The organism is Streptomyces sp. TAA040 (assembly GCF_000424845.1).
The window spans coordinates 251,099-261,959 of the sequence record NZ_KE384254.1 but is presented as its reverse complement, the minus strand read 5'-3'; the positions used below and the strand labels follow the sequence as shown (position 1 = coordinate 261,959).

At 73.6% G+C, this 10,861-nt stretch carries 10 protein-coding genes, 2 pseudogenes and 1 CRISPR repeat array (1 of these 13 only partly in view); of the genes and pseudogenes, 5 read left to right on the top strand and 7 right to left on the bottom strand.

Annotation, left to right across the window (positions count from 1 at the left end):
* Positions 1–659: direct repeats of the CRISPR family, unit length 29 nt; unit sequence CTGCTCCCCGCGCACGCGGGGATGGTCCC; it reaches 408 nt to the left of the window's first position.
* A gap of 177 nt (positions 660–836) precedes the next feature.
* Positions 837–2,207, bottom strand: coding sequence for a class-III pyridoxal-phosphate-dependent aminotransferase (locus tag H300_RS28825; RefSeq protein ID WP_078516241.1), 1,371 nt, complete (start codon positions 2,205–2,207; stop codon positions 837–839).
* Between H300_RS28825 and H300_RS32800 the strand changes: the two are divergent.
* Positions 2,103–2,375, top strand: a pseudogene (locus H300_RS32800) (hypothetical protein); the annotation flags it as partial. The gene H300_RS28825 and the pseudogene H300_RS32800 overlap by 105 nt on opposite strands.
* Positions 2,376–2,473: 98 nt before the next feature.
* Positions 2,474–3,310, top strand: a complete 837-nt coding sequence (locus tag H300_RS28820) for a zinc-binding dehydrogenase (protein WP_199779250.1) — start codon at positions 2,474–2,476, stop codon at positions 3,308–3,310.
* Between the two features lie 90 nt (positions 3,311–3,400).
* On the opposite strand, the gene H300_RS0122990 is transcribed toward H300_RS28820, so the two are convergent.
* A complete protein-coding gene (locus H300_RS0122990) occupies positions 3,401–3,607 on the bottom strand; it encodes a DUF397 domain-containing protein (protein ID WP_028429255.1) in 207 nt (68 codons plus the stop codon).
* On the bottom strand, positions 3,604–4,461 hold the full coding sequence (locus H300_RS0122985) for a Scr1 family TA system antitoxin-like transcriptional regulator (RefSeq protein WP_028429254.1): 858 nt from the start codon (positions 4,459–4,461) through the stop codon (positions 3,604–3,606). Before H300_RS0122985 ends, H300_RS0122990 begins: the two co-directional genes overlap by 4 nt.
* Positions 4,462–4,616: 155 nt before the next feature.
* On the opposite strand from H300_RS0122985, the gene H300_RS0122980 reads away from it, so the two are divergent.
* Together H300_RS0122980 and H300_RS32795 are read left to right on the top strand one after the other, a co-directional pair.
* On the top strand, positions 4,617–5,060 hold the full coding sequence (locus H300_RS0122980; RefSeq protein WP_051270301.1) for an ATP-binding protein: 444 nt from the start codon (positions 4,617–4,619) through the stop codon (positions 5,058–5,060).
* Between the two features lie 99 nt (positions 5,061–5,159).
* A pseudogene (locus H300_RS32795) lies at positions 5,160–5,454 on the top strand (hypothetical protein); the annotation flags it as partial.
* 81 nt (positions 5,455–5,535) lie between these two features.
* Here the strand turns inward: H300_RS32795 and H300_RS0122970 are convergent.
* The 4 genes from H300_RS0122970 to fmt all read right to left on the bottom strand — a co-directional run bounded on the left by H300_RS0122970 (position 5,536) and on the right by fmt (position 9,856).
* The gene (locus tag H300_RS0122970) at positions 5,536–6,522 is read right to left on the bottom strand and encodes a sugar-binding domain-containing protein (protein ID WP_028429251.1); all 987 of its coding nucleotides are present in this window, start codon (positions 6,520–6,522) and stop codon (positions 5,536–5,538) included.
* Positions 6,523–6,695: 173 nt separating this feature from the next.
* Complete coding sequence (gene rpe / locus H300_RS0122965) at positions 6,696–7,370, bottom strand: ribulose-phosphate 3-epimerase (protein WP_028429250.1); 675 nt, start codon at positions 7,368–7,370, stop codon at positions 6,696–6,698.
* 95 nt (positions 7,371–7,465) lie between these two features.
* Positions 7,466–8,878, bottom strand: a complete 1,413-nt coding sequence (locus tag H300_RS0122960) for a transcription antitermination factor NusB (protein ID WP_028429249.1) — start codon at positions 8,876–8,878, stop codon at positions 7,466–7,468.
* A 45-nt stretch (positions 8,879–8,923) separates the two neighbouring features.
* Complete coding sequence (gene fmt, locus H300_RS0122955; protein WP_028429248.1) at positions 8,924–9,856, bottom strand: methionyl-tRNA formyltransferase; 933 nt, start codon at positions 9,854–9,856, stop codon at positions 8,924–8,926.
* 300 nt (positions 9,857–10,156) lie between these two features.
* Between fmt and H300_RS32790 the strand changes: the two genes are divergently transcribed.
* A complete protein-coding gene (locus tag H300_RS32790) occupies positions 10,157–10,759 on the top strand; it encodes a hypothetical protein (RefSeq protein ID WP_486584015.1) in 603 nt (200 codons plus the stop codon).
* Positions 10,760–10,861: the final 102 nt, after the last annotated feature.

Below are 10,861 nucleotides of genomic sequence, written 5' to 3'. Positions count from 1 at the left end.
CGACGGCGGGGGTGGAGTGCTGCTCCCCGCGCACGCGGGGATGGCCCCTCGGAGTGCTGCGGGCGGCTCCGCCGCCGACCCTGCTCCCCGCGCACGCGGGGATGGTCCCCACAAGAGCAGCGAGCGCGTCGAGGCTCCGGACTGCTCCCCGCGCACGCGGGGATGGTCCCAACTGGCTCCGTACACGCCGAGTTCGGCGTGTCTGCTCCCCGCGCACGCGGGGATGGTCCCTTCTGGCATGCCTCCGGTGAACCGGTGCCCGGCCTGCTCCCCGCGCACGCGGGGATGGTCCCCCCGGCACCCGGTACACGCCGGGGTGTACACCCTGCTCCCCGCGCACGCGGGGATGGTCCCCAGATCACCAGCACCAATCCCATGACCGGCGACTGCTCCCCGCGCACGCGGGGATGGTCCCGAGAAGGCCGGCACGACCGAGGGTCTGCGCAACTGCTCCCCGCGCACGCGGGGATGGTCCCCTGGCGCCGCCAGGCCGCCCGGTGGTCGGCCCCTGCTCCCCGCGCACGCGGGGATGGTCCCCGCCGGACCGGCCTACTCCCTCACTGACGCGCCTGCTCCCCGCGCACGCGGGGATGGTCCCTCGGGCCCGGGGGCGAACACGGCGACGCCTTCCTGCTCCCCGCGCACGCGGGGATGGTCCCGAGCGGGATTCCAGCACGGTGGAAGCCATGATCTGCTCCCCGTACGGGCGGCGGAGCCGGGTGTCGAGCGGGCGCCTCCCCGCTCGGCCGACGCCCCCGGCCCCGGCCCCGGCCCCGGCCCCGGCCCCGGCCCCGGCGAAACGGACACGAGCGGTGCGGGAAACACGGCCCGTCGTCTCAGAGGCCGGAGCTGGCGTCTCCGATGGCTTCGTCCAGGATGGCCAGGCCGAGGGAGAGTTCCTCCTCGGTGGCGGTGAGCGGCGGGGCGATGCGGAAGATGCCGCCCATGCCGGGGAGTTGGACGATGTTCATGTGCAGGCCGAGTTCGAGGCAACGGCGGGTGACGCGGGCTCCGAGTTCGTCCGAGGTCTGCTTCGCCTCCGGGTCGGCGGCGAGTTCGAGTCCGGCCATCAGACCCCGGCCGCGGATGTCACCGACGACGGAGTGCCGGTCGGCGATCTCCGTGAGGCCCTTCCGCAGGAACGCGCCGAGCGTCCGGGCGCGCTCGTCGAGGCGGTCGCGGGTGAGTACGTCGAGGACGGTGTTGCCGACTGCGGCCACCAGCGGGTCGGAGACGTGGGTGGTGAAGAAGAGGTAGCCGCGCTCGTGTGCCTCCTGCTCGATCTCGGCGGTGGTGAGCACCGCGGCCAGCGGCAGGCCCGCGCCGAGCGTCTTGGAGAGGGTGAGGATGTCGGGGACGACGCCGTCGCGTTCGAACGCGTACCAGGTGCCGGTACGGCACAGGCCGGTCTGGGCTTCGTCGAGGATGAGGAGCATGCCGCGCTCGCGGCACTTCTCCTGCAACGCGGCGAAGTAGCCCAGCGGCGGTTCGATGACGCCGCCGGAGCTGAGGATCGGCTCGACGAGGCAGGCGGCGAGGCTGCCGGTCGACTGGGCGTCGATGAGGTCGAAGGCGAAGTCGAGTTGGCGGCGCCAGTCCAGCGAGCCGTCGGCCTCGGTGAAGTCGGGGCGGTAGGGGTTCGGGACGGGGATGGCGAAGTTGCCCGGCGCGGACGGGCCGTAGCCGCTGCGTCCCGCGCTGTACGTGGCGGAGGCGGCGGCCTGCGTCATTCCGTGCCAGGAACGGGCGAAGGAGACGATCTCGTGCTTGCCGGTGACGAGCTTCGCCATCCGGATCGCGGCCTCGTTCGACTCCGCTCCGGTGGTCAGCAGCAGCGCCTTCTCCAGCGGCGCGGGCAGGGTCTCGGCCAGTCGGCGGACGAGGTCGACCACCGGGCGGCTGAGCATGCCGCTGTAGAGGTGGTCGAGGGACGCGACCTGGCGCTGGACGGTCTCGACGATCTCCGGGTGGGAGTGGCCGAGGATGGCGCTCATCTGCCCGGAGGTGAAGTCGAGGAGCCTGCGGTTGTCGGCGGTGAAGAGGAAGCTTCCGGAGGCGCGGTCGATGATCTCGCGAGTGAAGGCGCCGCCGTAGCGGACGAGATGCCGGTCGGCATCGGCCCAGAAGGCCTCGGAGGTGTGCGAGGGGTGGTCGGAGCAGCCATGCCCTCGACGGTAGGCCGCGCCGGAGTGACACGTCCATCTCACGATTCCCGCTTTCCTGTACGGCTGTGCCGCACAACCATGGACGATGTGATGAATCCGTGGAGACTGCGTCTGCTGAGCCGCCTGGACACGCTGGGGACCGTCCGGGCGGTCGCCCAGGCGGCCCGCCTGAGCCCGTCGAGCGTCTCCCAGCAGTTGGCCGTGCTGGAGTCCGAAACGGGCACGCAACTGCTGGAGCGGACGGGCCGCCGGGTGCGGCTGACCTCGGCGCGGACGAGCCGTGGGCCTTCGACATTCCGCAGTCGTACATGGCGAACCTCGCGCTGCGCCTGTGCCGGCAGGCGAGCTTCGATCCGCGGGTGGTGTGCCGCTTCAGTAACTGCATGCTCACCCTCCAGCACGTGGAGGACGGAGGGGTGTTCGGCGCCGGTGGCGTCGGCGGTGCGCAGGCGGAGCCGGTACGCGTGCCGCAGGCGCAGGCGCAGGCGCAGGGCAGTCTGGTGAAGCTGCCGGTCGGGGAGGACGCAGCCCTGCTGCCGTCGCTGCTGACCCTGGCCGACGTCTACGGGACGGGCTACCACGCCGCCAAGCAGGCCCGCGTGGACGCGCGCACCACCGTGACGGTGGTCGGGGACGGCGCCGTCGGACTCCTCGCCGTGCTGTCCGCGAAGCAGCTCGGTGCCGAGCAGATCATCCTGATGGGGCGGCACCGGAATCGTACCGATCTGGGGGTGGGGTTCGGGGCCACCGATGTCGTCCCGGAGCGCGGGGAGGAGGGAGTGGCGAGGGTGCGCGAGCTGACCGGCAGCGAGGGCACTCACACCGTCCTGGGGGCAGTCGGCCACCTGCCGGCCTACGAGATGGCTGTCGGCGCCGTCCGCCCGGGCGGGGTGATCAGCCGGGTCGGAGTGCCCCAGTACGAAGAGGCCCCGATCGGCTTCGGCAGCCTCTTCGGGCCGAACGTCACGCTGCCCGGCGGGCCCGCTCCCGTCCGGGCGTACATCGAGGAACTGCTGCCCGCGGCGCTGGACGGGACCGTCCAGCCCGGACGGGTATTCGACCGGGCGGTGCCGCTGAGCGACACGCCCGAGGGCTACCGGGCCATGGACCAGCGGGAGGCGCTGAAGATCCTCATCACTCCGTGACCGCGGGGCCGGGCGTGCGGCGCCCCGAAACGGCCCTGCGGCGGTGCCAACCGGCGCCGCGGCAGGGCCGGGAAGGGCGTTCTCCCGCGATCAGCGTCCCGCGGCGAACCGCGTGAAACGGGACCAGCTCGCGCCGCCCACGGTCAGGTGCGACCGCGACGGTTGCTTCGAGTCACGGACGAGCACCGAGGTCTCGTCCGTCGCGACCTCGACGCACTCGCCGCCCTCGTTCGAGCTGTAACTGCTCTTGAACCATGCGAGTGCACTCAGCGCCGTCGGGTTTTCCAGGGACTTCATCGCTCTTCCAGCAACCCTTCGATCAACAACAGGGACTCACGCGGACTCAGGGCTTGAGACCGGATGCTTCCATACCGTGCGGCCAGGATACGGACGTCCGCCATCTCCGTGAGCAACCGGCTGAAGTTCTGTACTTCCAGGTAGCCGACCTGGGCTCGGCCCGCAGGCGTGAGAAGGATGAAGGGGCCTCCCATTCCGGCGTGCTCCCCTCGCTCCTGCGGCATCACCTGCAACTCGACACTTCGCAAGCGGCCCAGCCTGGCCAACTCCCCCAGCTGCGCACGATGCGTGTCACTCGAACCGATCGGACGACGGAGCACAGCCTCCTCTACGACGCAGTTCACCATGGGGGCGGGCCGGCTCGTCAACAGTGCCTGCCTCGCCAGACGAGACGCCACTCGTTGTTCGATCGTCTCCTCATCGAGAAGCGGCTTGCGCATCTCGTAGAGCGCACGCGCGTGCGCCTCCGTTTGGAAGAGGCCTGGGATGGTGTGGTTGCTGTAGTAGGAGAGCTCGACCGCGTCCGTCTCCAGGCGGGCGTAGTCCTTGAACCAGCTCGGGTGCTTCACCCGCGCTCTCGCCTTGGCCCGGAGGACGTCCTCCTTCGCCGCCCGCAGCAGCCCGCTCGCGCCGAGCAGTTCGTCTGCCGCGTCGAGGAACTCCGGCTGCGGGGTCCTGCGTCCGCGCTCCAGCGAGCGGATCAGGTCCTCGCTGTAACCGAGTCGCTCGCCCAACTCGCGCTGTGTCAGCTCGGCACGCTCCCGCAGCAGCCGGAGCTGTCGACCGACTGTCCGGAACAGGTCGGTCGCGTCCTCCGATTCGTCGCATGCCCCGATTGTCTCGGCTGTCTCCACGCCGTCACCGTCCCCAGACTCTGCACCGACACCGCTCGTACCGTCCCCGGTCACGGGGAACGGCCGGTACGCGCGCTCCGACTCAACGTGACGGAGGCATCGCGTACCGGAGTCACTGCTGGTCAGCGTAACGAAAGTCACTCAGGCTGAGTGCCATGAAGAGAGAATCCGCACCGATCGACGTACCGGGGCCCGCGGCGCCTCCGGTCCACTTCACCCAGCTTCTGAGCGCCACCCCGCGGGGCGCCCGGCTGGCCCGGCTGCTCGCCGTCGAGCAACTCGTGCGCTGGGGACGGGAACGGGACAGCACACACGTCCGCTCCGCGGCACTGGTCGTGTCGGAACTGGCGACGAACGCCGTTCTCCACGGAAGGTCGGCGGGACGGAGTTTCCGCCTCTCGCTCGCGCTGCTTCCGACCGGAGGGCTGCGGGTCGAGGTGACGGATTCGCGCGGTGAACGGCTGCCCGCGCTGCTCCGCGGGGACGACGAGGGCGGGCGCGGGCTGCTGCTGGTCGACGCGCTCGCCGACGACTGGGGCGTCACGCCGTACCTGCCCAGCGGCAAGACCGTCTGGGCGGAGATCCCGCCGGACCGGTAGCTCCCGCGGTGGGCGTGTCCCCGGGCGGAACGACGGGGCCCGGTGTCCAGCAGGTCAGCGCCGAGCGGATCGAGGGCCCTGGAGCGCCGTCCGCGGCAGTTTCAGCAGCACGACGGTCTGGTGGACATCGTGCGCGGCGCCGGCCTGGTGGCCGTCTCCTGGAACGTCTTCGAGTCGAAACTGGTCGCCGAGTACAACGCGTTCACCCTGGCCGGGGAGTTCGACGAGGCGCAGGTCCTCAGGAAGTGGTCGGAGGCGCCGCTCACCGCGGACCACAACCTCGTCAACGCCCGGTGGACCGACCTGGTCGCCATCCAACGCCGAGGCGCCGGAGGAGCACCTGGAGGAGGGAGCCGGGTGGGCCCCGACCCTGCGCACCAAGGTGCACCACCCGCGCGCTGCCCGTGCGCCGTGCCCGCCGTGCGGCCCGCGTCCCCGGCGCCGGACCGGTGGGCGCGGGCCGCGCGGCCGGGGCTCAGAGGTCGTCCGGGTCCGCGCGGTCCAGGGCGCGGCGGGGGGCGGGGCCGGCCCGCAGCAGGTCGTCGGCCGCCGCGGTGTCGGTGACCAGGCTGGTCACGAGCCCGGAGCGCAGCACCGCGCCGATCGCCTCCGCCTTGCGCCGCCCGCCGGCGATCGCCACCACCTCGGGGACCCGGCGGAGCCGGTCCGCCTCCACGGTGATGCACCGCTCCCCCAGGTCGCGGCCGATGCGGCGGCCCTGGACGTCGAAGAGGTGCGCCGACATCTCCGCGGCGGCGCCGAGCGAGGCGTAGTGGCCGCGTTCGGCGTCGCTGAGCATGTCGTGCACGGTGGAGACGCCGGGCTCCCAGGAGCCGATGGAGACCGCGGCCACGGTGACCTCGTCGAAGTACTCGAACGCGGCGGCGATCCCGGTCTGGTTGCGCAGGGCCGCGGCGGTGGCCGGGTCCGGCAGCAGCATCGGGGCGTAGATCGGGTGCGCCTGACCGCCGGCCACCTCGGCGGCCCTGCGGACCGCCTCGACCGAACCGCGGTCCGCGGTGCCCGCGTCGTAGACACCGGTGAGCTGGACGACCGTGCACGGCGGCAGCCGGCGCAGGGCGGTGGCCATGTGGATGGTGGAGCGGCCCCAGGCGAGACCGAGCACGGCGCCCTCGGTGACGAGTTCACCCAGCAGGTCGGCGGCGACCTCGCCGAGGTTCTCCGGATCGGCCGCATCCTCGGTCGCCTCCGCGGGCGACTCAACGACCACGACGTGACGCAGCCCGTAGTGGGCGCGCAGGGCGTCGGAGCGCTCGGCGTCGAGCTCCGCCGGGACGCGGATCTCGATCCGTACCAGGTCGCGTTCGAGTGCCGTCTCCAGGACCCGGGCCACCTTGAAGCGGCTCACGCCGAACTCGTCGGCGATCTGGATCTTGGACTTGCCCTCCAGGTAGAAGCGCCGGGCCATCGCCGCGGCCTGCATGAGCTCGGCGGGCCCCATCCTCGTCACTGCCCGACCCGTCGACACGGCAACTCACCTCAACCTTCCACCGCACGTGCGCTCGCGCGCCGAGGGTTCATCCTCGCAGATACCGGCGGCCCTCGATCCGTTCCGTGCAGGGCACAGGCACCGGCCGGGGCCGGACCCGCGCCCCCTGGTGGCGGCCCCTCGCGTCAGAGCGTCCCGGCACGTCCCGACGCCTCGGTCGCCTGCTTCCGCAGAGCATGGACGGCGGCCTCCGGGTCGTCCGTACCGTAGACCGACGAACCGGCGACGAAGACGTCGGCGCCCGCCTCGGCGCACTGCTCGATCGTCTCCGCGGAGACCCCGCCGTCCACCTGGAGCCACAGCTCCAGACCGTGCCTGTCGATGAGCTGACGGGTGCGGCGGATCTTGGGGAGCATGATGTCGAGGAACGCCTGGCCGCCGAACCCGGGCTCCACCGTCATCACCAGGAGCATGTCGAGCTCCGGGAGCAGGTCCTCGTAGGGCTCGATCGGAGTCGCGGGCTTGAGCGCCATCGAGGCACGGGCGTCCTTGGCCCGGATCTCGCGGGCGAGCCGGACGGGCGCCGCCGCGGCCTCCGCGTGGAAGGTGACGGACCCGGCGCCGGCCTCGGCGTAGGCGGGCGCCCAGCGGTCGGGCTCGTCGATCATCAGATGGCAGTCGAGCGGAATGCTGCTCGACTTGTGCAGCGCCTCGACGACCGGGAGGCCGAGCGTCAGATTGGGCACGAAGTGGTTGTCCATGACGTCGACGTGCAGCCAGTCGGCGCCGGCCACGCGCTCGGCCGACTCGGCCAGTCGGGCGAAGTCGGCGGACAGGATGCTGGGGCAGATCTGAACCATGCCCCCAGTATGGACGCCCCGTGCGTCCGACCGTCGACCGGTCCCGGCACGGCCGCACCGGCAGCGCCCGCCGGTGCGGCCGGGGTCCGGCCGCGTCAGCCGGTGCGGCGCAGCAGGGCCAGGTACATGGCGTCGGTGCCGTGCAGGTGCGGCCAGAGCTGGATGTCGGGCCCGTCGCCGAGGTACGGCACTCCGGGCAGCAGCGGTCGGGCGTCGACGGGTTCGCAGCCGATCCGCCGGGAGACGTCCGCGACCACCTCGCCGGTCTCGGCCGGGTGCGGTGAGCAGGTGGCGTAGCCGACCACGCCGCCCACCCGGACCGCGCGCAGCGCCTCCTCCAGCAGGCCCCGCTGGAGGGGCGCGAAGCCGTCGAGGTCCTCGGGACGCCTGCGCCAGCGGGCCTCGGGACGCCGGCGCAGGGCGCCCAGTCCGGTGCAGGGGACGTCGACCAGCACCCGGTCGAAGGTGCCGGGGCGCCAGGGCGGCCGGGTGCCGTCCGCCGCGACGACCTGGTACGGGCCCGGGTTGCCGCTCAGGGCTCCGGCCACCAGCCGGGCGCGGTGCGGCTGCTTCTCGGCGGCCACCAGCGCGGCACCCCGCTGCGCGGCGAGACCCGCGAGGAGGGCGGCCTTCCCGCCGGGGCCGGCGCAACCGTCCAGCCAGCGGGTGTCGCGGCCGTCCAGCGGCGCGTTCGCGAGGGCGAGCGCGACCAACTGGCTGCCCTCGTCCTGCACGCCGGCGCGGCCCTCGCGGACCGCGTCGAGGGCGCCGGGCTCGCCGCCCGCGAGCCGGACGGCGTACGGGGACCAGCGTCCCGGACGGGCGTCGGGGGTGAGCAGTTCCTCGGCGGTCGCCCGTCCGGGACGGGCGACGAGGGTGACCTCCGGGCGCTCGTTGTCCGCCTCCAGCAGTTCCTCGATGCCCTGCCGGCCGCCGCCGAGCGCGTCCCACATCGCGGAGACCACCCAGCGGGGGTGGGAGTGCACGAGGGCGAGGTGGGCCTCCGGGTCGTCCTCCCAGGGCGGCGCCACCTGCTCCAGCCAGCCGTCCAGATCGTGGGCGGTGATGCGGCGGAGGACGGCGTTGACGAACCGGGCCCGTCCGTCGTTCAGCACGCACTTGGCGAGTTCCACGGTCGCGCTGACCGCCGCGTGCGGGGGGATGCGGGTGCCGAGCAGCTGGTGCGCGCCGAGCGAGAGCACGTCCAGCACCGGCGGGTCCACCTCGGCCAGTGGACGGTCCACGCAGCGGGCGATGACGGCGTCGTAGGTGCCCTGGTGGCGCAGGGTCCCGTAGACGAGTTCGGTGGCGAGGGCGGCGTCCCGGTCGTCGAAGCCGCCGGCCTGCCGGGCCTTGCGCAGCAGGGGCGGGAGCGCCAGGTTCGCGTAGGCGTCCCGCTCGTCCACCGCGCGCAGCACCTCGTAGGCGAGCGCCCTGACCGGGTCGCGCACGGGTGTGCGGCGCGGCTTCGCGGGTCGGCGGGACGGGCGGCGGGACTGGTCTGCCACGGGAAAGGTGCTCCGGAACTGGGATGACGTCGGGCGGGGTCCAGGTTACGCGCCGAGCCGCTCGCCCTCCGCCACCCGTACCCCGCGGGCCCAGTCCGCGGCCTTCATCGGCTTCTTGCCCTGCGGCTGCACCCAGACCAGTTCGACGGCGTGCGAACCGGTGCCCACGTGGACCGCGTTCTTCCCGGCCGCGACCTCGCCCGGCGCGAGCCCGGTGCGCTCCACGGCCGGGGCGGCCTGGACGAGCTTGAGCCGCTCGCCGCGGAAGCGGGTCCAGGCTCCGGGGTGCGGGGCGCAGCCGCGCACCACCCGGTCGACGCGGAGTGCGGGAGCGGTCCAGTCGACCTCGGCGTCGGCGACGCCGAGCTTGGGTGCGAGGCTGACGCCCTCGGCAGGTTGCGGAACGGCGGTCAGGGTGCCGTCCTCGATGCCGTCCATGGTGGCGGCGAGCAGGCCGGAGCCGGCGAAGGCGAGGCGGGTGAGCAGGTCACCGCTGGTGTCGGTGGGCCGGATCTCCTCGGTGACGACTCCGAACACCGGCCCGGTGTCGAGTCCCTCCTCGATGCGGAAGGTGGCGGCTCCGGTGAGTTCGTCGCCGGCCAGCACGGCGTGCTGCACGGGCGCGGCACCGCGCCACGCGGGCAGCAGCGAGAAGTGCAGGTTGACCCAGCCGTGCGGCGGGACCCCGAGCGCGGCGGCGGGCAGCAGGGCGCCGTAGGCGACGACCGGGCAGCAGTCGGGGGCGATCTCCCGCAGCCGGGCCAGGAAGTCCTCCTCGCGCGGGCGCGCCGGTTTGAGCACCTCGATGCCGGCTTCCTCGGCCCGCTGCGCCACCGGTGAGGCGACCAGCCGTCGACCGCGGCCGGCGGGGGCGTCGGGCCGGGTGACCACGGCCGCGACCTCGTGGCGCTCGGAGGCGAGGAGGGCGTCGAGAGAGGGGACGGCGACCTCGGGGGTGCCGGCGAAGACGAGCTTCATCGGGGCGGGACTACCTCTCCAGGCGGCGCGGACGGACGGGCCAGTCTACGGCGCGTCAGCGGCAGGCGCCTGCGGGGGCGCGGAGCGGGACGCTCACGCTCACTCGCGACTCCTGGCGCCCGGGGCCGTGACCAGAGCGGGCGGTGCCGCGTTGGTCAAGGGGATTTGACCGCTGGCACCCCGCAGGGAGCGCCGACGCCACGCATGCGGCCCGCCGCAGGCGACCGGCGGGCGCCGCTCCCCTCCGCACCCGCCCGTTTCCCTACACGCCCCCTACACGCCGGTTCGAGAGGCTTCCTCATGGCCGACCACGCCACCCATGACGCCCAGGCACGCGCAAGTCTGCATCTGCTGGTGCGGGACATCGAGCGGGTCCGCCGGCAGGTGGACGCGCTGCGCACCCTCACCGCACAACTGGGCAACGTCTACCGGCCGCGCCGGACCGGTCCGTCAGCGGGCTTCGTCGTCTACGGCCGGGCGCCCGCCCCGACGGTACGGCTCGCCCAGGAGCTACGGGACAGCGTGGAGACGCTGGTGACCTCCGCCGTCGAGTTCGACCGCTCGCTGGGCTTCTCCTGGGACGCGGTCGGCTCGGCCCTCGGCGTCACCAAGCAGGCCGTGCACCGGCGCTACGGGGGACGCCGGGCAGCCGAGCGGGCCGCGGCCGGAGGCGAGAGCGAAGCGGCCGGCGCCCCGCCTGCGGACTCCGCTGCGCCGTCGCCGGAACGCACCGGCATGCCGACCGTCCCGGTGGCCCGCACCGAGCAGGCCGGCCCGGCGGCAGGCGCCACGGGCACACCGGGGCCCGGCTCCGAGACCGGTGCGGAGAGCGGGCCGGTGCGCGGCCCCGAGGCGCCGCGGTCCGGCCGGCTCCCCGGGCTCCCGGCTCCGCGCAGGGGCTGACCGGACGGCACGCGGGCACGCCTCCGGCGGGCAGCCGGCTCTCCGCCTCGGCGGGCACGCCGATCCCGTCGAGGCCGGGACGTCGAGGCGGGCCCGCCCCGG